This window comes from Pseudomonas sp. TH49 (genome assembly GCF_016650625.1).
GTDB classification, from domain to species: Bacteria; Pseudomonadota; Gammaproteobacteria; order Pseudomonadales; family Pseudomonadaceae; genus Aquipseudomonas; species Aquipseudomonas fluorescens_H.
On the sequence record NZ_JAEKFL010000002.1, the window covers coordinates 683,894 to 706,823 of the forward strand.

Here is a 22,930-nt window from a genome sequence, read left to right on the forward strand (position 1 = left end):
TGCTTTCAGGGCCTGTACAGGTGCGCATGCCCCGCGCGATAAAGCGACGATTCGCCAAACACCTCACTCCCCAACACCCGTCCAACCAGAATCAACGCCGTCCGCCGAAACCCTTTGGCCTCCACCTTCGCGGCAATATCCTCCAGTGTCCCCACCACCCAATCCTGATCCGGCCATGTCGCCCGGTGAATCACCGCAATCGGGCAATCCGCGCCGTAATGTGGCAGCAGTTCGCCAATGATCTTCTGCAGATGATTGACCCCCAGGTGAATCGCCATGGTCGCGCCATGCTGCGCCAGACTGCTCAGTTCCTCACCCGCCGGCATCGCAGTTTTATCGGCGTAACGAGTCAGAATCACGCTCTGCGAAACGTCCGGCAGCGTCAGTTCCGCGCCCAGCAACGCTGCGCAAGCAGCCGTAGCCGTCACGCCGGGAATGATCTCGAACGGAATCTGCAATTCGCGCAGATAACGAATCTGCTCGCCAATCGCGCCATACAGGCTTGGATCACCCGAATGCACCCGCGCCACATCCTGGCCCTTGGCATGGGCGGATTTGATCAATTCAATGATCTGCTCCAGATGCAATTCGGCGCTGTTGACCACGGTTTCGGCCTGATGCCCCTCCAGCACGGCGGCCGGGACCAGCGAACCTGCGTAGATGATCACCGGGCAACTGCGGATCAGCCGCTGGCCTTTGACAGTGATCAATTCCGGGTCGCCGGGGCCGGCGCCGATGAAGTAGACGGTCATGAAGAAATCCTGTGAAAAACGGGGCAGGGCAACGCTTCAGATGAAGATTGCTCATGATCAAACAGGGGGATTATCGGGATTTTACGCAGCGCCGGCCAATGCCAGTGTCGCCTGAGCGTATTTCTGCCGGGAAATCAGCAGTTTTGCCGGAGCCTGGATCAACTGCTCGGCGAGGGCCAGCGCGGCACTTTCCGCGACGCCATAGCAACCGGTGCGCTCGTAGGCGATCTGTGAATGATGGCTTAGCCGCTGCTGGTAACTGGCCAATTCGTCGCTGCTGAAATACAACAGCGGCAAGGCCAGTTGCGCGGCCAGCTCCTGCAAACCGGGCTCATCGCGTTTCAAATCGATGCTGGCCAATGCCTTGACCGCTTCGAGTTCGATGCGATGTGCCTGTAATGCCTGATCGAGTAACGCGCGCAGCGTACTGGCCGGGCAGCCGCGCTGGCAGCCCAGGCCGACCACGAAGGTCGGCGCTGCGCGGTCATCGGTCATGCGTGGTATTGACCAGCGCTTTTGCGGCGGAACAACCAGGCGCTGATCAGGCCCAGGGCCAGCCAGAACGCCACGTTGGTCAACTGCGAAGCGATTTTGAACTGGGCTTCCAGTGCTTCCGGGGCGAGCATCGAGTGCACTTCCGGTTGCGGTGCGCCAATCACGTGCGGCACGGCAAGAATCGCCACGCCCAGCAGCTTCATCAACCAGTGACGGCTGAACACGATCAAGGCCAGGCCGACAGCGGTGGAGGCGGCGGTGCCGATCCACCACGTTTGCCGCGAAGCCAGATCGGCCGCAGCGGTGCCTGGCAGTTCAGGCGGCAGGCCCAGAGTCGGCGCGAGGACGAAGGTCGCGTAACCGGCGAGGCCCCAGAGCAGGCCCTGCGAGGTTTTGGTCGGTGCGCGCAGGGTGTATAGACCCGCGAGCATCAGGGCGAAACCGACCGCCACCACCAGATTGCCGCCGGTGGTCGAGACCACGCGCTGCCAGCCGTTTTCCGGCTCCCAGGCTTCGGCGTCGTGAGTGTGTGCGGCTGTGCCGGCGGCGTGTTCGTGAACGGCCACCGGTTCGGATTTCTCGAAGGTTTCGGCCTGCAGAATCAGTGGCGAGACCCAGAAGCTTTGCAGCAGGGTCAGCAGCAGGGCGGCCAGCAGACCGGTGAAGCCTGCGGTTTGCGCAATACGCTTGATCATGTCGGCAGGTCTCAGTGGCACGGGAACGCGGCGCTGTGGCGGGTATCGTGAGCGGCGTTGTGCACCGCTTCGATGTGCGAGAAGCCGGCGAAGTACACCAGACTGGCGCCCAGGATAGACGCGAAGATCGCGGCGGTCAGGCGTTGGCTCAACGTGGCGGTGCTGGAGATTTTGTCGGTGTTGCTGCCGGTGCTGCTGATGATTGACATGGCGCTTCCCTCTGGAGTGTCAGCGGGTCGATAGAGCGCATGAAAACCCCTGCGAGTCGGGCACGCAGAGGTTCGAACAGCGCCCGCCCACCGCGGGTTTGTTATGTTCAGCGACGCAAAATGCGCACTGTGTGTTGCGGGCCGGTCTCCGGGCTCACGAGGGGTTGGCGTCAGGCCGACCTGCAAGCGTCACCTTCCCATGCCGTACGGCACAGTGGATTCGACGCTTCGCTCGCTTACCGTTGCGGGGGCAGCACCGGACTGACATGGCTTTGAGTAAAGCACATGATTCACCGGTTTCCCGTTTCACCCTGTGAAGGGCACCCGTAACAAGTTGTGTAGGAGAGCATGGGTTGGGGAATGTAGTCAATTTTGTGGGTGGATCCGGTGCTGCGGTAACGGCCTCCTAAGGTTCCGCCCTTACGGCGGGTCACTTTTTCCAGACGCCGAAAAAGTAACCAAAAAGGCTTTACCCTGACGTTCGGCCCTCGCCTAGGCTCGGGTTCCTTCGCTCCGGGATTCATCCGGGGGGCAGCGCCTACGGTTTGCTTCGCTGCACCTCCTCTCGCTGTGTTTGGCTGCGCCAAACGGTCGCTGCGCTCCCACCCCCGGATAAATCCCTCCACTCAGCCTGCCGACGGGCCCTGAGATCAAAAGCTTTACTCGAGCTAACGCTCATTGTGTTGAGTGGGGCGGCTTTGCCGCATGGGGTGCACGCTTTCTAAATTGTAGGAGTCAGCCTGCTGGCGATGGCGGCCTGACAGCCGACCGATCTCTTGCGGATGCACCCGGCCCAACTGTGGGAGCGGGCTTGCTCGCGAAGGCGGCCTGTCAGCCGACCAATCTCCAACTGAATACACCCAATCCCATGTAGGAACTGCCGAAGGCTGTGATCTTTTGATCCGCTTTGGCTTTGGCTTTGGCTTTGGCTTTTGATGTGGCTTTTGATCTTCAGCCCCTTCGGCAGGCCGAGCGTAGGTGTTCATCCGGGGGGTAGGCGCGCAGCGCCATGCGGCGAAGCCGCATACATCGAGAGGAGGTGCAGCGAAGCAAACCGGAGGCGATGCCCCCGGATGGGCACCGTAGCGAGGGAACACTGAGCCTCAGCGAAGTGCCGTACGCCGGGGCAAAGCCTTTTGGGTTACCTTCGGCGTCTGGAAAAGGTGACTCGCTGTAAGAGCGAAACCGCCAGAGGCAACACCCGAAGAAACGGATATGCCCCCCAAACCCCAAACCCCAAACCCGGCGCTTGGAAAAAGTGACCGCCGCAAGGGCGAAACCCTAAGAGGCCGTCACCACAGCAACGGATATGCCCCCAATCCTAAAATCCACCAACCATTGACCGGTCACCACCCGATGCGTAGCCTTGCGCTTTCGAGGTTCTTCGGCCCACGCCGAAGCTAAGAAGGGAACGCGGTCAAAGCCGCGGCTGCCCCCGCAACTGTGAACGGTGAAATTCGTTGCCACGCCACTGCCAGCTCAATCCACAGAGCCCGCGGGAAGGCGCAGCGAATGCCGGGCCCAAGGCCTGAACACCGTCAGCCAGGAGACCTGCCTCGTGACAGATTTCTCACTACAACCGGGCGGGGTGATCCGGTGGCGAATTCTTCCGCGCGCACGTTCGCAGCGGATCTCGTCCCGTATGCCCGCCACCTTGCCAAAGGGCATCCGATGAAAACACTGGCCAAACTCCCCGTCACCATCGTCACCGGTTTTCTCGGCTCGGGCAAAACCACCTTGCTGCGGCACATGCTCGACAACGCTCAGGGCCGTCGCATCGCGGTGATCGTCAACGAGTTCGGCGAGCTGGGCATCGACGGTGAAATCCTCAAGCAATGCACCATCGGCTGCACCGAAGAAGAAGCCAGCGGCCGCGTCTATGAACTGGCCAACGGCTGCCTGTGCTGCACGGTCCAGGAAGAGTTCTTCCCGGTGATGCGTGAACTGGTCGCCCGTCGCGGTGATCTCGACCACATCCTGATCGAAACGTCCGGTCTGGCCCTGCCAAAACCGCTGGTGCAAGCTTTCCAGTGGCCGGAAATCCGCAGTGCCTGCACCGTGGATGCGGTGATCACCGTGGTCGACAGCCCGGCCGTGGCCGCCGGCACTTTCGCCGCGTTCCCGGATCAGGTCGATGCCCAGCGCAAACTCGATCCGAACCTCGATCACGAATCGCCACTTCATGAGCTGTTCGCCGACCAACTGGCCAGCGCCGATCTGGTGATCCTCAACAAGGCCGACCAGACCAGCGCGGAAGATCTGGCTCGCGTTCGCGCTGAAGTCGCTGAAGAACTGCCGCCCGCAGTAAAAATCATCGAAGCCAGCAACGGTCGCCTGCCGCTGGACGTGCTGATCGGCCTCGGCGCCGGCTCTGAAGAGCACATCGACAGCCGCCACAGCCATCACGACCACCACCACGACGGTGATGACGATCACGATGACCACGATCACGACGCCTTCGATTCGATCTCGATCGAACTGCCGCAGGCCGACGAAAGCCTGTTGCTCGACGCGCTGACGCAATTGGTGGTCAAGCACGGCATCCTGCGCGTGAAGGGCTTCGCGGCGATTCCGAACAAGCCGATGCGCCTGTTGATTCAAGGCGTAGGCACGCGTTTCGACAAGCACTTCGACCGCCAGTGGGGCGCTGACGAAGCGCGCGTCACCCGTCTGGTGCTGATCGGTCAGGAACTCGACGCTGCGCAACTCGAAGCGCAACTGCGCGCCGCGCTCAGCGTTTAAGCCATGCACCTGCTCAGGACCCAGCCCGGCGGTTTCGTGTCGGATGACAACATTGCCGACCTTGGACAAACCCCCGCCGAGCTGGTGATCCTGTGCAGCGGCGATTCCAGCCTGGCGCTGCTCGCCGAAGCGGCGCAGCAACTGCCTGAGGATTACCCGAGCCTGCGCCTGGCCAATCCGATGCAGGTGCAGAATCACGCCTCGGTCGATCTGTATGTCGATGAGGTGTTGCGTCACGCCAAGGTCATTCTGATTTCGCTGCACGGCGGCATCGCCTATTGGCGTTACGGCGTCGAGCGTCTGGTGGAATTGTCCGAGCGCGGCGTGCAGGTGATTCTGGTGCCCGGTGATGACCGTCCCGACCCGGAACTCAGCGACCTGAGCACCGTGCCCGCCGAAGATCGCGACCGCCTCTGGCAGTTCCTGCGTCAGGGCGGCATGGGCAATGCGCTGGATTTCTTTTGTTGTCTGGCCAACCGCTGGCTGGCGCGGGATTACGCCTGGGGCGAGCCGCAAGCGCTGCCGCGTACGGCGATTTACCACCCACAGAAAAACACCGCCGCACTGAGCGACTGGCAAGCCGAATGGCTGCCCGGTCAACCGGTCGCGGCGGTGTTGTTTTATCGCTCGCATTTGCAAGCGGCCAACACCGCGTTCATCGATGTGTTTTGCCAGCGCTTGCAGGCGGCGGGGCTTAATCCGTTGCCGATCGCCGTCGCCAGTCTGAAAGAACCCGGCTGCCTGTCGGTGGTCGAGGATTGGCTGGATGAGGTCGAGGCGGCGCTGATTCTCAACACCACCGGCTTCGCGCAATCCAGCCCGGAAGCCCCGCACCTGCGGCCGTTCCGGCGCAATATTCCGGTGATTCAGGCGATCTGCGCTCAGGACAACGAACCGGGCTGGCGCGACAGCGAGCAGGGCCTCGGGCCACGGGATCTGGCGATGCACATCGCCTTGCCGGAACTTGATGGACGCATCATCAGCCGGCCGATCAGCTTCAAGGATCTGGCCTGGCGCAGTGAGCGCAGCCAGTCCGACGTGGTCTGCTACCGGGCGCAACCCGAGCGCATGGATTTTGTCGCCGAACTGGCCCGGCGCTGGAGCGATCTGGCGCGGCTGCCGAACGCGCAAAAACGCATCGCGCTGATCCTCGCCAACTACCCGACCCGCGATGGTCGGATCGGCAATGGCGTCGGTCTCGATACGCCGGCGGCGGCGTTGAATATCCTGCGGGCGTTGCAGGCGGAGGGCTTCCCGCTGACGGCTGAGTTGCCGGACAGCGGCACCGCGTTGATCCAGCAATTGCTCGGCGGCGTCAGCAACGATCTCGACAGCATCGACCTGCGTCCGTGCCAGCAAAGCCTGGCGATGGACGCCTATCTGGCGATGTTCAACGCGCTGCCGGAAGCCAATCGCGCGGCAGTGCTGGAACGCTGGGGCGCGCCGCAAAACGACCCGATGTGTCGCGACGGACGGATGATGATCGCCGGTCTGCGTTTTGGCCTGACCTTCGTCGGCATTCAACCGGCGCGCGGTTATCAGGTCGATCCGAGCGCGGTGTATCACGACCCGGATCTGGTGCCACCGCACGGCTATCTGGCGTTCTATTTCTGGCTGCGCAACACCTACGGTGCCCACGCGGTGATTCACGTCGGCAAGCACGGCAACCTCGAATGGCTGCCGGGCAAGGGCGTGGGGCTTTCGGAGAATTGCTGGCCGGACGCGCTGCTCGGGCCGCTGCCGAACATCTATCCGTTTATCGTCAACGACCCGGGCGAGGGTGCCCAGGCCAAACGGCGTACGCAAGCGGTGATCATCGACCACCTGATGCCGCCGCTGACCCGTGCCGAAACCTACGGCCCGTTGCGCAATCTGGAGCTGCTGGCCGACGAATATTACGAGGCGCAACTGCTCGATCCGCGTCGCGCCCGCGAGCTGCAGCGCGACATTCTGCAACTGGTGCGCGAAACGCAGATCGACCGCGAACTGCAACTCGACGCCGGTCTGGACAGCGACGCCGATGCAGCGATCTGGCTGCCGCGTCTGGACACTTATTTGTGTGACCTGAAGGAGTCGCAGATTCGCGATGGCCTGCACATTTTCGGCGAGTCGCCGACCGGACGTTTGCGCATCGATACGTTGCTGGCCTTGCTGCGCATTCCGCGTGGCGACGGCAAGGGCGCGCAGTCGAGTTTGCTGCGGGCGTTGGCCAAGGCGTTTGAATTGGGCTTTGATCCGCTGGATTGTGCGCTCGCTGATCCCTGGAACGGCCCACGTCCGATAGCGCTGCAAAACGTCAGCGACGAAGTCTGGCGCAGCGCCGGCGACACCCGCGAACGCCTCGAACTGTTCGCCACCCAACTGATTTCCCAAACACTACAAATCTCCTGTGGGAGCGAGCTTGCTCGCGAAAGCGGTGGGTCAGGTATATCAATGACGACTGACACGACGCTTTCGCGAGCAAGCTCGCTCCCACAAGGGGCGTGTTGGGCTGAAGTGAGGGCAATCATTGATAACCTGCGCGAAGTCGTCGCCCCACGCCTCGACGCCTGCGGTCCCGCTGAAATGCGTGGTCTGCTCGACGCCCTCGGCGGTCGCTTCGTCCCCGCCGGCCCAAGCGGCGCACCCAGCCGTGGCCGTCTCGACGTGTTGCCCACTGGCCGCAACTTCTACTCGGTGGACGTGCGCAACCTGCCGACCACCACCGCGTGGCGCATCGGTTTCCAGTCCGCCACGTTGATCCTTGAGCGCCACTTGCAGGATCACGGCGATCACCTGCGTCAGCTCGGTCTGTCGGTGTGGGGCACCGCGACCATGCGCACCGGCGGTGACGACATCGCTCAGGCCATGGCGCTGATGGGCGTGCGTCCGGTGTGGGCCACCGGCAGTCAGCGCGTCGATGACTTCGAGATTCTGCCGCTGAGCCTGCTCGACCGGCCACGGGTCGATGTCACGCTGCGGGTCTCGGGCTTCTTCCGCGATGCCTTTGCCAACCTGATTCGCCTGTTCGACGCGGCCGTGCAAGCGGTGGCGGCGCTGGACGAACCGGATGACCTCAATCCGCTGGCGGCGAAAGTGCGCGCCGAGCGTGAAGCGCTGCTGCAATCCGGGCTGGATGCCGATGCGGCGCGGCGCCAGGCCGGCTGGCGGATCTTCGGCGCCAAGCCCGGGGCTTACGGCGCCGGTGTGCAAGGCGCGATCGACGGGCGCCTGTGGCAGAGTCGCGAGGATCTGGCCGAGGTCTACCTGAACTGGGGCGCCTACGCTTACGGCGGTTCTGACGAAGGCACCGCCGCCCGCGAGCAGTTCGTCCAGCGTCTGAGCCAGGTGCAGGCGGTGTTGCAGAACCAGGACAATCGCGAGCATGACCTGCTCGACTCCAACGACTATTACCAGTTTCAGGGCGGCATGCTCGCGGCGGTGGAAACCCTGCGCGGGGAAGCAGCGTCCAGTTATCACGGCGATCACAGCCAGCCGGATCTGCCGAAAATCCGCACCCTGAAAGAAGAACTGAACCGGGTGATCCGCTCGCGGGCGGCCAATCCAAAATGGATCGACGGGGTCAAACGCCACGGTTATAAAGGCGCGTTCGAGCTGGCGGCGACGGTCGATAACCTGTTCGCCTTCGATGCCACCACGCAGCTGATTGACGATCATCAGTACGCGTTGCTGGCCGACGCTTATTTGCTCGATCCGGCGACCCGGGATTTTGTTCGCGAACACAATCCGCATGCGCTGCGCGACATGACCGAGCGCATGCTGGAAGCGCAGCAGCGCGGGATGTGGCAGGAACCCGGGGTCTACAAAGAGGCCCTGGAAAACCTGCTGCTGGATATAGAAGAAGACACCTGACACACCACAATACCTTGTAGGAGTGAGCCTGCTCGCGATAGCGGTGTATCAGCAAACCTATTTGTCGCTGACACACCGCTATCGCGAGCAGGCTCACTCCTACATTGAAATGCATTCACTCCGACCATGACCGAGTATTGAAGATGACCGACACCCCGCATTTCCCGCTCTCCGCCGTGGTCGGCGCCGATGACCTGAAACTTGCGCTATACCTCACCGCCATCGACCCGAAAATCGGTGGCGTGCTGATCGAAGGTCCGCGTGGCATGGCCAAATCGACCCTGGCCCGTGGCCTCGCCGATCTGCTGGCGAGCGGGCAGTTCGTCACGCTGCCGCTGGGCGCTACCGAAGAGCGTCTGGTCGGCACCCTCGATCTCGACGCGGCGCTGAGCGCAGGCCGTGCGCAGTTTTCTCCCGGTGTATTGGCCAAGGCTGACGGTGGTGTGCTCTACGTCGATGAAGTGAATTTGCTGCCCGATCATCTGGTGGATCTGCTGCTTGATGTGGCGGCCAGCGGCACCAACCTGATCGAACGCGACGGCATCTCCCATCGGCATTCGGCGCGGTTCGTCTTGATCGGCACGATGAACCCGGAAGAGGGCGAATTGCGGCCACAGCTGCTTGACCGTTTCGGCCTGAACGTCGCCCTCAGCGGCCACACCGCGCCGACCGAACGCGGGCAGATTATCCGCCGCCGACTGGATTTCGACAGCGATCCACAGGCGTTCTGCGCGCAGTGGGAAGCACAGCAGCAAGCGCTGCGCGAACGCTGCGAACAGGCGCGCATCGCCTTGGCGAGCATTCCGCTGGACGACGATGCGTTGGCGAGCATCACCGAGCGTTGCTTTGCGGCCGGCGTCGATGGCTTGCGTGCCGATCTGGTCTGGCTGCGCGCCGCCCGTGCTCACGCGGCGTGGCGCGGCGCTGAAGCGATTGCCGAGCAGGATATCGACGCAGTAGCGGAATTCGCCCTGCGTCATCGCCGTAAAGAGTCCTCTTCTTCCAGTCCGCAGCCACCCGCGCAAACCTCGGCCAATACCCAATTCGACCCGAGCGAGGGGCAGGGGCAGTGGGGCGACATGCCGGCCCCGGCACTGGCCACGGGTGCCCGCCGCGAAGTGCCGAGCTGGCCAAAAAAGTAACCGGCATTCGTCCCCGATCCGACGCGGGGGCGAATGCCAGACCCCGCGCCGGACGCCTCGATCACGGACGCCAGGGCAAGCGCCACGCCGCGCGCAGCGGCCTGGTGAACTGGCCGGGAACGCTGCTCAACGGCCGCCCGCAAACCCGTGAGGACTTGCAGTTCCAGTTGCGCACTCGTTCTCCCCATGAGTTGTGGCTGGTGATCGTCGATGCGTCGGCTTCGACGCGTCGGCATCAGGCATTAAGTGATGCCAAAGGTCTGCTCGCACAATTGTTCGATGACGCTTATCGGCAACGGGCACGACTGGCACTGTTGACCGCCAGCGGTGCCACGCCGAAATGGCAGGTTCAGGGTTTGAAGGCGTCGAGTGGCTTGCGCACCTGGTTGGAGGCGTTGGGCGCTGGCGGCGGCACGCCATTGGTGGCGGCGTTGGCGCAGGCGCAGCAGTGGCTGGTGCAGCGGCAAAAGCGTTTTCCGGCCGAGCAGCAGCGCTTGCTGGTGGTCACGGATGGGCGTTTGAAAGCCTTGCCGTCGATGCCGGCGCTGGAGTGTCCGGGATTGTTGATCGACATTGAGCGCGGGCCCATCCGATTGGCACGGGTGCGGGAATTAGCGGCGGCGCTGAATGCGGATTATCGGCACATTGATGATCTGTGATGCCTGAGCGGGCCTCTTCGCGAGCAGGCTCGCTCCCACAAGGAATGTGAACGCTGCTTGACCTGTGGGAGCGGGCTTGCTCGCGAAGAGGTCACCTCGGTTCAAACGGATATCATCAAAACTTGCAGCGCTGTTCTATGCTCCACCCCAGCCCAATCACAAGGAGTGAATCATGCGGGTACTGGTCGCCAATCCTCAGGACGATTTTCGCGTCAAAGCCTACGCCGGCACCAACGGCGTGTTGCTCGCCATGGACCTCGCCGAGCCCCGACGCAAAGGCCTGCTCGGCTTCGCCATCGAGAAGCAGCAGGGTGACAGGCCGTGGTTGTTCCTGTTCAACAGCCTGACGTTTCCCGGCAAGGCTCACACTTTCCCCCAGTATCACGCCACACCCAGCGATAAGGCCCCTTTGCAGAAATTCCGCTGGGCCGATTACGCGGTGGATCCGGGGACGACGATGCACTATCGCGTGCATCTGGCCTACGGCACGGCGGATGCACCGCAACTGGGCGAATCGCTGGAGCTGAGCATCACCAGTGACGATGGTCATCCGGCCAACCAAAGCGTGATCTTCAACCGCGCCGTGGCCGCCAGTCAGGCCTTCCAGCGCAAGTTTCCCGAGCTCGACGCGCAGATCAGCGCCAACAAGAACCTGCCCATCGAAGCCTGGCCCGATGCGGCACGACTGTGGCTGGAGAACGGTCTGCTGGAGCGTTTGCTCGGGTACATCGAGCGTGCTGTCGACGCCAATTGGGCGCTGGATGTCGCGATCTACGAGTATCAGTTGCAGGCGATCATCGAGGCGGTGAACGCGGCGTTCGCTCGCGGCGTTCAAGTGCGTGTGCTGTACCACGCTCGACCTGATGATTCCGATACCGCTCTGAACGAAGCGAACCTGGCGAAGTTGCCGGCGGCAAACAAGCGCGCTCGCGTCACTCACGAGATCTTCCACGATAAATTTATTGTCCTCAGCCGTGTTGATGGCAGCGGGCAGCGCCAACCGCAGGCGGTGTTGTGCGGCAGTACCAATTTCACGGCCAATGGCGTGTATCGCCAGGCCAACGTGGTGCATACGCTCGACGACGTGACGATTGCCACGCGTTATTTGCAAACCTTCGAAGAAGTCTGGGCCAACCCCACCGATGTCGGCGCGACGCGTACCTGGATTACTCAACATAACCCGATGGACCCAACGCAGCCGCTGTTTGCCGGGTTCTCGCCACGCAGCGGTGGTGGCGATTTGCGTGAGTTCGTCGAGATCATTGAGGCGGCCAAAAAGGACGTGTTGTTCGTCACGGCTTTTACCCTGCCGGACATGATTCTCAACGCGCTGCTCGGCAAACCGCATGACGACATCCTGCGTTACGGTCTGCAAAACACCGCGAGCAGCATCACCGGGTTTCATGCCGACCGCACAGCCGAATTCGCTGCCACGGCATTACTCAATACCGGGCTGGAAGGCTGGCTCAAGGAAAGCATGAAAGGCCAGAAGGGCAACCTGCTGGTGCACACCAAAGCCATAGTCACCGACTTCACCACCGATGCGCCGACCATCATCAGCGGCAGTCACAACCTCAGTACCTCGGCCAGTAACGGCAATGACGAGAACTTCCTGATCATTCGTGGCGACACCGATCTGGCTGACCGCTATGGCCTGGAGTTGCTGCGTTTCTATGAGCATTACCGCTTTCGCTATTTCGCGAAAAAACTCGAGCTCAAGCAGGTGAGTCCGTTGGCGGTGGATGACAGCTGGACCAACGATTATTACGTGGAAGGGGATTTGCGGCAGTTGTCGCGGTTGCGTTTTGCCGGGCGATGATCTGGCGTGTTTGATGACCCCTTCGCGAGCAAGCCCGCTCCCACATTGGCCCCTCTTTGAACTCAGAACTTGCGTCCGACGAGTAACCCCTGTGGGAGCGGGCTTGCTCGCGAAAGGGCCAACAGGAAAAACACATTTCTTGTGCTCTTACAGATTTTGAAATGATTTGCCACTGTAGAAAATGTGCCCTGAGCCTGTACGCTCCAAGGCCATTTTTCATTCAGGATTTGCATGAACACCCTCTCGGAGCCTCCCAGTCGTACTTTCTCCTCGCGCCATGGCGCGGTCTTGACGCACTCGCAGCATCCGGTTTTCCGACTCCCGACTATCGTTGACAACGCGGCATCAGAGCCTTCGCGTTGCACTTTGCCGTGCCCGGCAGCCTGAATTCACTGAAGAGAGATCAAGACATTTTATGGAATGGTTAGCGGATCCCACGGCCTGGTTAGGCTTGTTGACTCTGATCGTGCTGGAACTGGTGCTGGGTATCGACAACCTGGTGTTTATCGCAATCCTGGCGGACAAACTGCCGCCGCATCAGCGCGATCGCGCGCGGATCATCGGCCTGTCGCTGGCGCTGATCATGCGTCTGGGCCTGTTGGCGAGTATTTCCTGGCTGGTCACCCTCACGCAGCCGTTGTTCGAGGTATTCGACAAGAGCTTCTCCGGCCGTGACCTGATCATGCTGTTCGGTGGTGTATTCCTGCTGTTCAAGGCGACGATGGAGCTGCACGAACGACTTGAAGGCCACGTTGGCCAGCGCTCGAGCAACGCCGCTTACGCGCTGTTCTGGCCAATCGTCGCGCAGATCGTGGTGCTCGACGCGGTGTTCTCGCTGGACGCGGTAATCACCGCCGTCGGCATGGTGGATGAACTGGCGGTGATGATGATCGCGGTGATCATTTCCATCGGTCTGATGATCGTCGCCAGCAAGCCGTTGACCCGCTTCGTCAACGCGCACCCGACGGTGATCATGCTGTGTCTGGGCTTCCTGATGATGATCGGTTTTGCCCTGACGGCCGAAGGCCTGGGCTTCCACATCCCGAAAGGCTATCTGTACGCGGCGATTGGTTTCTCGATCCTGATCGAGGTGTTCAACCAGATTGCCCGGGCGCGGCGCAAACGTTCGATGCAAGGCCTGCGCCCCATACGTGAGCGTACGGCCCATGCGGTGATGCGTCTGCTGGGCGGGCGCAAGCTGGAAGTGGAGGAGGTCGGCGAGGAAATCTCCGACCTGCTGGATGACGGCGACGCACCGAGTGCGGAGCTGTTCGACCGCCGCGAGCGGGTGATGATCAGTGGCGTGCTGCAACTGGCCGAGCGTCCGATTCGGAACTTGATGACAGTGCGCGCCGACGTCGACACCATCGATCTGGCTGACGACGCCGAGACGATTCGCACAAAATTGATGCACTCGTCGTATTCACGTCTGCCGCTGATTCGCAACGGCGCGGTGGATGAGCCCTTGGGCTTCGTGCACAAGAAGGAACTGCTCAAGGAATACCTGGCCGGTGCCGAGCCGAACCTGGAGCACTTGGCGCGCAAGACCATCAACCTGCTCGACAGCTATTCGATCCTTAATGCGCTGGAGCAGATGCGTGCGGCGTCGACCCACATTGCCTTCGTGGTCAACGAGTTCGGTGACTTCGTTGGCGTGTTGACCATGACCGATATCCTCGAATCGATTGCCGGCGAATTGCCCGATGCCAGCGAAATCGAAGGTCCGGATGTGATCGAAGAGCAGGGCGGGTTCATCGTCAACGGTGCGTTGAACCTGACTCGTGTTCGCCAACGTACCGGGTTTGGTGCGCAGCCAACAGAGGATTACCAAACGCTGGCCGGGTTGGTGATGAGCCTGCTGGACCGCTTGCCGATGATTGGCGATCGATTGCAATGCGAGGGCTGGCAGATGACCGTGATGGCGGTGGAGGAGCGGCGGGTGACGCGGGTGTTGCTGGTGCGTGAAATCGAGTAATCCTTGGGCGCTCCTTTCGCGAGCAGGCTCGCTCCCACTCTGGAACACATTCCACAGTGGGAGCGAGCCTGCTCGCGAATGCAATCTGTCCTGCGCCATAAAATCACTGATGAAAAGTAAAGCGATCCTTGCCCGCATGCTTTGACTCATACAACGCTTCATCCGCCTTGATCAGTGCCTGATTCAAGGTGTCGCCATCTTCCACCCGTGCCACACCCATGCTGATCGTGATCGGGTGCTGTGTCGGTTGTTCGCGAATCACCCGGCACAACTTGCCAGCCAGGGCCTCGACATCCTCGCGCCGCACATCCGCCAGATAAATCGCAAACTCCTCGCCACCCAGACGGGCGAAATCGTGCTGCGCCATCACCGTTTTGATATCGGCTGCCACGCGCTTCAGCACTTCATCACCAATGTCGTGACCGTACACATCATTCACTTTCTTGAAGTTGTCGATGTCGATCATCGCCAGGTAATGATCATGCTGGCGGGGAACTGTTTTCAGGTGGTTTTGCGCGACGGTCATGAACGATCGGCGGTTGGGGATTTCGGTTAGCGTGTCGTTGTAGGCCTGATCCAGCAGCAGCCTGGACATGATGTAGTTGTAGAGCTTGGCCTCACGCAGTTTGAGGAAGGTGTAGATGCTCAACGAGCAGAGAAACACGCTGTAGCAGGCGGTCATCACGCCCCTGAGTTCAATCAGGGTGGTGGGGGTATTGATGAACGGGTTGAGTACCAGCCAGATGATGGCTTGCGTCGCGAAAAATGCCCAGCGACTCAGTGGCAGCACCGATACGCTGTAGAGCATGCTCGCCGCGGCGAGTACCAGCCATGAGCTGTGAACCGCGAGTGGAACGCCGGTGATGATCAGCCGCACGCCCACAGTCAGGCCCAGTACGAACAGCAGCGTGATCACGTCGAAATGGCGAGCCTTGTGGGTGAACCCCATGACGACGGTCAACGTTGAAAAAAAAGTGATGAAGGCCACCGAGCGCCAGGTGAATCCCTGTTCTCCGAGGAAGCTGACGACCAGATCGAACACCAGCCAGATGGCGAAACTCGCGGCGTAGATCAGCAGACTGAACGTGTGCAGCCGTTCGAATTCATGCTGGATGAACTCGGCCCGCAACTCGGCGGGCGCGGTTTTCTTCAGTACCTGCTCTTCAACGAGTCTGTACATTGCTGCCTTGCTGTTTGCGCTGGTTGTCGAGGATCACCCGAGCCCAAGGGCGGTAACGCAGGGAAAACACAGCGCTGACGTGACAGCCGGTGGATGCCGCATCGGGCACCGCAGGTTCGGCACGAAACGGCTGGCCCTCGGCACTGACCTGACGGAATGCCTCGCGCACGATACCCACGGAGCAGGGCAGAGCGCTGGCATAGCCATTGCGCACCAGCGGTGACAATTTGCCCGTGCCTGCACCATCCTGCCACCACACCTGAATATCGGCGCCACTCAGCTCGCCCAGCCATTGCCCATTGACCGTCGGGGCGAGTTTGCCGGCGCTGAACGCACTGATGTGCAACGGTGCGTCGAGCTTGCCGGCGAAAGCCTTGAGCTGTCGTTGCAACGTGGCTCGGCGATCGGTCGCCAGGAAGTGGAAGTCATCCAGTTCCATCGGCAAATACCAGCCACTGACAGGCAATTTCCAGTCCTTGCGCAGTGTTTGCTGTTGCGCCAGTGACTGGCCCAACTGTGCCTGCCAGTAGGTGGCGAGTCCGGCGGTATCCAGTTCGTCGATACGCTGGTAGTAGGCCGGATCCATCTTCAGCCCGAGCACCAGTTGCAAACCCTGTTCCCGAGCCAGTTTCAGGCTGTTGGCGAGCCAGCCACTGGCGCCGCCAAAGTCCGAATCGCCATAAGCGGTCCACTGCACGATCACTGTGCTGATGCCTTGGCGGGCGGTGTCTTGCCAGATTTGTTGCCACTGCGCCTGACTGAGGCTGGCGTCGACATTCAGCGGTTGATAAAACACGCGCTCGTCAGCACGCGCCACAACTGCGCCCAGCATCAGGCAGAAAAACAGCATCCAGCGCGCCATCAGAAATTCCACTCCACACCCAGCAGCACACCGTTGCCGCCGTCATACAGATTGCCGCCCAGCGATTGCTGGTACTCGGTGCGCACTGTCAGTTTCGAACGGTAAGCGTTGTAGCGGTCATCGTCATACCACCATTGCCAGCGCAGACCGACACCGGTGCGCAGGTCCTGACGCCAGTCGTTGCTCGGGTCCTGACTGGCAAATTCGAGGAAGCCATACGGCATGATCGTTTGCGCGGCGTTGGACGGCAGCTTCCACGCATGACCCTGTTGGAAACGCGACAACCACTGGTGATCGCCAGCCTTGGTCCACCATGCGGCATCAAGATAGAGAAAGCGCTCATCCCAGTCGCTTTCATCGACACGCCAATCGTTGCGGTACTGGCCCTGATCGAGGAACGAGGCCGTGGCGCGCAGCAGGTAATCGGTAGTGGTGTGGCCGTCCTGACGATGATCGTCGAGCTGATCCGAGAATTTATGCGGGTTGATCATCTGCCCGAGGCTCAGGCCATGGTTGTCCTGGTCATCGAACTGGCTCTGCTTGTAGATCTCGGCGTAGAGGTTGATGTTCTGCGTGCCCCACGGTTTGTAGCGCAGGCCGACACCCGCTGCGGCGGACTCGGCGTAGCTGGAGCGACTCTGACCACCGAGCAAAACCCGCCCGTAGACCGACAGCGTGCTTCCCGCGCGGCTGGGTTCTTCACCCAGTGCGTGGTCCCACATCGCCACTTGCACGTTCTGCGAACTGGCGCTGCGGCGTGAGCCCTTGGTGTTGTCGTCACGCAGGAAATCGTTGGTCGAAACACCGGCAGGCGACCAGGTGCTGGCGAGGGTGAAACTGTCACGCCGTGAGAGCGTTTCGTGGGCGCGACGCTGGCGATAGCGCCGGGCTTCCATGCTGCCGTCTTCATCGTCGGCGGCTACCGGGTTTTGTTCCAGATCGATTATTCGGCGCAATTCCTTGCGCGCCGAGGCGCTGTCCTCGACTTCGTCATAGCGCCAGGCCAAAGTTTCGCCGAGACGATAATCCTCGGGGAAATCCCGGGTCGCCTGCTGCAGGTACGGAATCGCCCGTGCGCGTTCTTCGCGAGTCGGCGCGCCGGACAGGCGCATGCCGTAATCGGCGCGGTAACGCGGGTTGTTCGGATCGCGACGTACCGCTTCCGCCAGCCAGGCATTGCTTTGCGGCATGTCGCCAGCCTTTTGTGCAGTGACGGAAGCGGCATAGAAATGCCCGGCATCCGGCGCTTGCTGCAAAGCCTGACGTTGGCGCTGCAACGCCTGGGCGTGGTCGCCACGGGCATCGGCAATCGCTGCGCCGAGTGCCCATTCATTGGCGCCGCGGGTTGTGCTTTGCTGCCAGTAACCCTCGGCAGTCTGGCTATCACCGGCATTCAGCGCACTGCGGCTGGCGGTCAAACGTGCGTTGTCGCTGAGTTCGGCGGCGGGAATGCTGCGCCAGATCGCCAAGGCACCAGCGGAGTCACCTGCGGCCTCCAGCGCATAGGCCAGCGGCAGACGGCTGCCGCGGTCGCCGAGCTTTTCTGCCTGTTGGTAATAAACCACCGCTTCACCGGGGCGGTCCGGCATTGCACAGCGGCCGAGCGCACGATAATCGCCGGCGGCCTGCGGGTGGCTGCCAATTGCTTGCTGCACGGCATCGCACTGACCGTTTTCCGCCAGTTGCGCAAGCAGTTGGCCACGGCTGGCGCCGTCGATCTGGCTGATCAGCGATGCCATCCGCCGCTGTTGTGCGGGCGTGGTGTCTTTGGATGACGCGTAGATTCCGGCCAGACGCTGCAGGGCGGTGCCCGGCAGACGACCGCCGAAGCGGTCATAGGCGTTTTCCAGCAGATCCTGCGCGTGGGCACGATCACCGCTGCTGAGAGCGAGGAAACTGGCCTGATTCAGCGAAGCCAGATCGCCGGTCTGACGGTAGTGGTATTCCCACAGCGTTTGTTCTTCGGTACGGCGACCCATGGACTGGGCCAGTTGCGCGCGACGCTTGACCACCGCTGGAGTCTGCTCCTGCCCCGCAAGCCAGACCATGACTTTGCTGCTCTGCCCCTGTTCCTGCCAGACATCGAGCAGTTGTGCCTGTCGCCGGTTTTCCCATGGCTGCGGCAAGGTCGTGCTTTGCAACAGATCGGTGGCTTGCAGGCGCTGAGCGAGTACCAGCCACGCTTGTGGGTCGTCGGTTGGCTGGCAACTGCGTAACTGCGTCAGCGCTGCTTCAGGATCGTGGCGCGACAGCCAGTCGACGGTTTCCAGGCAGGGGCGCTGCAGGTCGTTGCTCAGGCGCTGGACGGTGGGCACATCGTCGGTCTGCCGGGCCAGTTCCCACAGCCGCTGGCGTTGTGTCGGATCCGCCAAATCCGCAGCGGGCAATGACTGCAACCAGCGCTGAGCCTGTTGATCGTGGCCCATGGCAATGGCGCGATCGACCATCGCCAGACGTACCTTGCGCGCGGCGTCAGGGCTTGGTGCCTGTTGCAGCAGTTGCTGCAACAGTTTTTCGTCCAGACGCTGCACGTAGGCGTTGGCCAGACGTTGCCAGCCTTCGGCATCCAGTTGCTTGCGTGCCGCGAGCGGGGCCAACTGATCGATGGTGCCGCTCCAGTCACGCAGTTGCTCAGACCAGTTGGCGCGGGCCAGACGCAGGATGTTGTCATCGCCCCTGGGCGCCAGTTGCGCCAGCCAGTCGTGGGCCTTGGCTGCGCCGCCGAATTTGGCCAGGCTCAAACTGTAGGCCTGCCACAGACGTACACGGTCGTTTAGATCGCTGGTTGCCATCCATTGCTCGACCTGGGTGCTGCTCGGCGGATCCTGTTCGATCCAGGTCAGGCGCAGGTCGAGAGTGGCTGCGCTGTCGCGTTCCGGCAACGCTTCGACGGCGTCCTTGTAGCGGCGTTGTTTGGCCAGGGCGTCCACCAGCAGCGCCCGAGCTTCATCATTTTTTGGAACCTTCTCCAGCAGGTGGCGCATCAGGCGTTCGACTTCTTTCCAGTTGCCTTTCTTCGCTTCCCGATAGCTGCGGTCCATGTAGGGATAGCTGCGAAACTGTTCGAAATCGCTCAGCGGCGCGGCTTGCAGCGGGTAGGCGCTGCTCAGGCCGAGCAGCAGGCTGCCCATCAATAAAGTGTGACGATGTACTGGTTTCATGCGACCTCCCGGACGATGCGGTAAGCCGCTTGTTGTTCACTGGCCTGATCGGCCAGGGCTTGCTGGAGAACGTCCTGAGTGATCATGCCGCGGGAAATCAGGTGTTCGCCGAGGGACATGTGTTCCGCGTCGAAATCGATCAGCGCCTGATTGAACAGAGTCGGCGGAACCATGCCGCGCACCTGCAGCAGGTTGCCGAGCAGTACCTGATGGCGACTGACTCGCTCCAGCAGGTCTTCATCGTCCTGATGGCGCTCAAGCACTTGCAGCATATGACGCACTTCCTCACTTTGCCGGGGGCTGGCGTACCAGTAACGAATCCCCAGCGTCACCCGGCCCTGCGGTGCCAGTCGGCAGCGCACCGGGCGTTTCAATTGACGGCTGATCGCACCGAGCGATACCTGACTGACCGGGCCTTCGGAGGCGAGCACCAGAGTGTCGCCTTCCTCGGCGACCGGCAGTACGCCGTAGTGCGAAGCGACCCGGCGCGGCACGGCGTCGATCAGGCGCTGGTCGAGCTTGAACGGATTGAGCGGTGCCCATTCCAGTTCCAGCTGCTCGGCGAGTTCCTGTACCAGTTGGGTGCTGTTGATGTATTCACGCAACAGCAGCTCGCGGCCCAGACGCCGACGCACCGGGCTGGTGATCGCCGCTTCCAGTTGTTCCTCCGTTAGCAGGCCTTTTTCCACCAGACGATGACCCAGCGGTGTGCGTTGCGCCTTGGTCAATGCCGGGAATTCGTGGGTGGTCTTGTCCCACGCCACGCGTCGCGAGTCGCCCATTGCCATGACCTGACGCAGGGCCCGCACGTTGGCGAAGAAGTTGACGAAGTTGCTCCACATCATTCGTGGCGCCGAGAGCAGGCCTTCGACCAGCCCGTAATAGCGGGTGACGAACCAGCCACGCTGGAACAGGCGATTGAGCAGCATGAAGCCGTTGAGCCAAAGCAATGCCGAGAGCAGCGAACTGTCGGAGAGAATTGATGGATAACGCCACGATTCGGGGGAAATCACGGTGATCAGCCACATCGCGATCAGGACCACGAACAGCAGGTTGACCAGAAAACTCAACATATAGGCGATCAGCCCGCGACGGTCTCGCCACAGGAAGTAGTTGAGCAGGCCCTTGCGGCTCCAGCCGAGGTTCTTGGTGCCCTGGAACACGATGCCGACGATCCAGCGCGACTTCTGCCGGATCGCGTGTTGCAGATCGCGGGGAAAGTGCTCGCGCACGCAGATCACCTGGGAGAATTCGCGGTTCATGCCGAACACCCACGGTTGCTCCAGTGCCAGCTTCGGATCGCTGACCGAGTAACGGGCAAAAATGCACTTCATGCCTTTCTGCTTGAGGCGGAAGCCGATGTCGTAGTCCTCGGTGAGACTCTGTACATCGAAAGCAATGCCGTCACCGTCTTCGAGCAAGGCGCTGATGGCTTTTCGACTGAAGCAAGTGCCGACCCCGGCGCTGGGTACCTGACCGGTCAGGGCTTCACGGACGATGACGTCCTTGCCGTGGTTCTCGGCGAATTCGTCGACATAGTGCCCGGCGGTAAAACCTTTCCACTCAGGCGCGTAGGGGTAGACCGGAATCTGGATCAGATCCTTGTTTGGCAGCAGGTAGTTGAAGAGGCGCAATTCCATCGGCGAAATCACGTCTTCGGCGTCATGCAGGATGAACCCGGCGAACTGGATTTTCGCCTCGCTTTCAAAACGCAGGATCGCGTCGATGATGTTGTTCAGGCAATCGGCCTTGCTGGTCGGGCCGGGGCGGGCGCAGACCACTTTGTGCACGTTGGGATAGTGTTGGCAGACCGCGTCGACGTCGGCCTGGGTTTCGGCGTCGTTGGGGTAGGTGCCGACGAAAATCTGATAGTTTTCGTAATCGATGGTTGAGGCCGCCAATCGCGCCATTTCGCCGACGACACCGACTTCGTTCCACGCCGGCACCATGATTGCCAGCGGTTTTTCGGGGATGGTGTAGAGACGTTGTTCGTCCGCGCGCTCGAATTTTTCGTAGATCCGCCAGCGCCGGATCAGCTTGCGAAACCAGTAGACAAGGTCGATGAACAGGTCATCCAGACCAAGGATGAACATCAACAGGGCGAGGGCGATCGCCACATATTTAAGACCAAACAGCACATACGCAAAGAAGTCGACCCAACCCAGACTCATACGTCGCTACCCACCGCCGAGCGAGCACTCAGCCAGGCATGAAGGCGAGTGGCAATGAGTTCGCTGGCGTGGCCGTCGCCGTACGGGAAGTGCACGCGGCTCATGCGGGTGTAGGTGTCCTGGTCGTCCAGCAACTGGCTGGCCTCTTTGACGATGCGGGACTTGTCGGTCCCCACCAGCAGCATGGTGCCGCTTTCCAGCACGGATGGCCGTTCGGTCACATCGCGCAGCACCAGTAGCGGTTTGCCGATGGCCGGAGCTTCCTCCTGCACGCCGCCGGAATCGGTGAGGATGAAATGCGCACGGCCCATCAGCCACACGAAGTTCGGGTAGTCCTGCGGGGCGATCAGATAGATGTTGGGTTTGTCCGAGAGCGTGCCGTACACCACTTCCTGCACCAGCGGGTTGAGGTGCACCGGGTAAACGAACTGAACGTCGGGATAACGCTCGGCCAGCTCTGCCAATGCCTGGCAGATATTGCGGAAACCATCGCCGATGTTTTCCCGCCGATGGCTGGTGATCAGGATCATCCGGCGCTGATCATCGAGGACAGCCAACGGCGAGTCGGCGGCTGGATGCCAGTTGGTTTGCTGCTGGTGATCGCGCATCCACAGCAAGGCATCGATCACGGTATTGCCGGTGATTTCGATGTTGTCCTCGGGCACACCTTCGCGAAGCAGGTTGGCGGCGGTCTTGGAGGTGGGCGGGAAATGCAGGTCGGCAATCACGCCGGTCAAGCGTCGATTCGCCTCTTCAGGCCATGGTGCGCGCAGGTTGCCGGTGCGTAAGCCTGCTTCGACGTGGCCGATGGGTAGCTGACGATTGAACGCAGCGAGGGCGGCGATGAAGCTGGTGGTGGTGTCGCCGTGTACCAGCACGATGTCCGGCTTGACGCGTTCGTAGGCTTGATCGAGTTGTCCGAGCAGGTTCTGCGAGAGGCCGTTGATAGTCTGGCCCTGGGTCATCACCTGCAGGTCTTCGTCGAGCGTCAGTTCAAAGGCGTCGAGCACCTGGGCGAGCATCTCGCGGTGCTGGCCGGTGGAGCAGATGTTCAGTTGGATGTCGGGCCACTGGCGCAGAACCCTGGCCAGGGGGGCCATTTTGATGGCCTCCGGACGAGTACCGAAAACCATCATGACGTTGAAAGACATTGATCCCTCCTGGGACATGGCAACGCCGGGCTAAATCACCTGACGCCTGTGTTCGCTTGCCGAGA

15 protein-coding genes and 2 riboswitches are annotated in these 22,930 nt (G+C 61.5%); of the genes, 6 read left to right on the top strand and 9 right to left on the bottom strand.

The window, feature by feature from the left end:
* Nucleotides 1-5 precede the first annotated feature (5 nt).
* From cobM to JFU48_RS20440, 4 genes are all read right to left on the bottom strand, one after another.
* On the bottom strand, nucleotides 6-752 hold the full coding sequence (cobM, locus tag JFU48_RS20425; protein ID WP_103484757.1) for a precorrin-4 C(11)-methyltransferase: 747 nt from the start codon (nucleotides 750-752) through the stop codon (nucleotides 6-8).
* An 81-nt stretch (nucleotides 753-833) separates the two neighbouring features.
* A complete protein-coding gene (locus tag JFU48_RS20430; RefSeq protein WP_003225490.1) occupies nucleotides 834-1,247 on the bottom strand; it encodes a cobalamin biosynthesis protein in 414 nt (137 codons plus the stop codon).
* A complete protein-coding gene (locus JFU48_RS20435; RefSeq protein WP_003225489.1) occupies nucleotides 1,244-1,942 on the bottom strand; it encodes a CbtA family protein in 699 nt (232 codons plus the stop codon). The genes JFU48_RS20430 and JFU48_RS20435 overlap by 4 nt, the downstream gene beginning before the upstream one ends.
* An 11-nt stretch (nucleotides 1,943-1,953) precedes the next feature.
* Nucleotides 1,954-2,151 (bottom strand): CbtB domain-containing protein, encoded by a 198-nt coding sequence (locus tag JFU48_RS20440; RefSeq protein WP_003225486.1) that lies wholly within the window; start codon nucleotides 2,149-2,151, stop codon nucleotides 1,954-1,956.
* Nucleotides 2,152-2,273: 122 nt separating this feature from the next.
* Nucleotides 2,274-2,494: riboswitch (cobalamin riboswitch) on the bottom strand.
* A 1,017-nt stretch (nucleotides 2,495-3,511) separates the two neighbouring features.
* A riboswitch (cobalamin riboswitch) is annotated at nucleotides 3,512-3,724 on the top strand.
* Nucleotides 3,725-3,822: 98 nt separating this feature from the next.
* Here JFU48_RS20440 and cobW point away from each other — a divergent pair.
* From cobW to JFU48_RS20470, 6 genes are all read left to right on the top strand, one after another.
* A complete protein-coding gene (gene cobW, locus JFU48_RS20445) occupies nucleotides 3,823-4,893 on the top strand; it encodes a cobalamin biosynthesis protein CobW (protein WP_201137457.1) in 1,071 nt (356 codons plus the stop codon).
* A gap of 3 nt (nucleotides 4,894-4,896) precedes the next feature.
* A complete protein-coding gene (gene cobN / locus JFU48_RS20450; RefSeq protein WP_201137458.1) occupies nucleotides 4,897-8,745 on the top strand; it encodes a cobaltochelatase subunit CobN in 3,849 nt (1,282 codons plus the stop codon).
* A gap of 143 nt (nucleotides 8,746-8,888) precedes the next feature.
* Complete coding sequence (locus JFU48_RS20455) at nucleotides 8,889-9,887, top strand: ATP-binding protein (RefSeq protein WP_201137459.1); 999 nt, start codon at nucleotides 8,889-8,891, stop codon at nucleotides 9,885-9,887.
* Nucleotides 9,815-10,546 carry a VWA domain-containing protein gene (locus JFU48_RS20460; protein WP_201137460.1) on the top strand — a complete coding sequence of 244 codons (732 nt, stop codon included), beginning with the start codon at nucleotides 9,815-9,817 and terminating at the stop codon, nucleotides 10,544-10,546. The genes JFU48_RS20455 and JFU48_RS20460 overlap by 73 nt, the downstream gene beginning before the upstream one ends.
* A 172-nt stretch (nucleotides 10,547-10,718) precedes the next feature.
* Nucleotides 10,719-12,365, top strand: a complete 1,647-nt coding sequence (locus tag JFU48_RS20465; protein ID WP_201137461.1) for a phospholipase D-like domain-containing protein — start codon at nucleotides 10,719-10,721, stop codon at nucleotides 12,363-12,365.
* Nucleotides 12,366-12,780: 415 nt separating this feature from the next.
* A complete protein-coding gene (locus JFU48_RS20470) occupies nucleotides 12,781-14,340 on the top strand; it encodes a TerC family protein (RefSeq protein WP_201137462.1) in 1,560 nt (519 codons plus the stop codon).
* A 103-nt stretch (nucleotides 14,341-14,443) separates the two neighbouring features.
* Here JFU48_RS20470 and JFU48_RS20475 read toward each other — a convergent pair whose 3' ends face one another.
* From JFU48_RS20475 to wecB, 5 genes are read right to left on the bottom strand one after another with little or no spacing between them, the layout of a single operon-like run.
* Nucleotides 14,444-15,520 carry a GGDEF domain-containing protein gene (locus tag JFU48_RS20475; RefSeq protein WP_201137463.1) on the bottom strand — a complete coding sequence of 359 codons (1,077 nt, stop codon included), beginning with the start codon at nucleotides 15,518-15,520 and terminating at the stop codon, nucleotides 14,444-14,446.
* Nucleotides 15,504-16,382, bottom strand: a complete 879-nt coding sequence (locus JFU48_RS20480) for a DUF4434 family protein (protein WP_201137464.1) — start codon at nucleotides 16,380-16,382, stop codon at nucleotides 15,504-15,506. Before JFU48_RS20480 ends, JFU48_RS20475 begins: the two co-directional genes overlap by 17 nt.
* On the bottom strand, nucleotides 16,382-19,543 hold the full coding sequence (locus tag JFU48_RS20485) for an NfrA family protein (protein WP_201137465.1): 3,162 nt from the start codon (nucleotides 19,541-19,543) through the stop codon (nucleotides 16,382-16,384). The genes JFU48_RS20480 and JFU48_RS20485 overlap by 1 nt, the downstream gene beginning before the upstream one ends.
* Entirely contained in the window at nucleotides 19,540-21,714 is a 2,175-nt protein-coding gene (gene nfrB / locus JFU48_RS20490) for a cyclic di-3',5'-guanylate-activated glycosyltransferase NfrB (protein WP_003225466.1), read from the bottom strand. Before nfrB ends, JFU48_RS20485 begins: the two co-directional genes overlap by 4 nt.
* Nucleotides 21,711-22,865, bottom strand: a complete 1,155-nt coding sequence (wecB, locus tag JFU48_RS20495; RefSeq protein ID WP_103485150.1) for a non-hydrolyzing UDP-N-acetylglucosamine 2-epimerase — start codon at nucleotides 22,863-22,865, stop codon at nucleotides 21,711-21,713. The genes nfrB and wecB overlap by 4 nt, the downstream gene beginning before the upstream one ends.
* Between the last annotated feature and the right edge of the window lie 65 nt (nucleotides 22,866-22,930).

Coding starts and splice junctions, on each gene's coding strand:
- cobM (WP_103484757.1), bottom strand. CDS start 752: ATGACCGTCTACTTCATCGGCGCCGGCCCCGGCGACCCGGAATTGATC.
- JFU48_RS20430 (WP_003225490.1), bottom strand. CDS start 1,247: ATGACCGATGACCGCGCAGCGCCGACCTTCGTGGTCGGCCTGGGCTGC.
- JFU48_RS20435 (WP_003225489.1), bottom strand. CDS start 1,942: ATGATCAAGCGTATTGCGCAAACCGCAGGCTTCACCGGTCTGCTGGCC.
- JFU48_RS20440 (WP_003225486.1), bottom strand. CDS start 2,151: ATGTCAATCATCAGCAGCACCGGCAGCAACACCGACAAAATCTCCAGC.
- cobW (WP_201137457.1), top strand. CDS start 3,823: ATGAAAACACTGGCCAAACTCCCCGTCACCATCGTCACCGGTTTTCTC.
- cobN (WP_201137458.1), top strand. CDS start 4,897: ATGCACCTGCTCAGGACCCAGCCCGGCGGTTTCGTGTCGGATGACAAC.
- JFU48_RS20455 (WP_201137459.1), top strand. CDS start 8,889: ATGACCGACACCCCGCATTTCCCGCTCTCCGCCGTGGTCGGCGCCGAT.
- JFU48_RS20465 (WP_201137461.1), top strand. CDS start 10,719: ATGCGGGTACTGGTCGCCAATCCTCAGGACGATTTTCGCGTCAAAGCC.
- JFU48_RS20470 (WP_201137462.1), top strand. CDS start 12,781: ATGGAATGGTTAGCGGATCCCACGGCCTGGTTAGGCTTGTTGACTCTG.
- JFU48_RS20475 (WP_201137463.1), bottom strand. CDS start 15,520: ATGTACAGACTCGTTGAAGAGCAGGTACTGAAGAAAACCGCGCCCGCC.
- JFU48_RS20480 (WP_201137464.1), bottom strand. CDS start 16,382: ATGGCGCGCTGGATGCTGTTTTTCTGCCTGATGCTGGGCGCAGTTGTG.
- JFU48_RS20485 (WP_201137465.1), bottom strand. CDS start 19,543: ATGAAACCAGTACATCGTCACACTTTATTGATGGGCAGCCTGCTGCTC.
- nfrB (WP_003225466.1), bottom strand. CDS start 21,714: ATGAGTCTGGGTTGGGTCGACTTCTTTGCGTATGTGCTGTTTGGTCTT.
- wecB (WP_103485150.1), bottom strand. CDS start 22,865: ATGTCTTTCAACGTCATGATGGTTTTCGGTACTCGTCCGGAGGCCATC.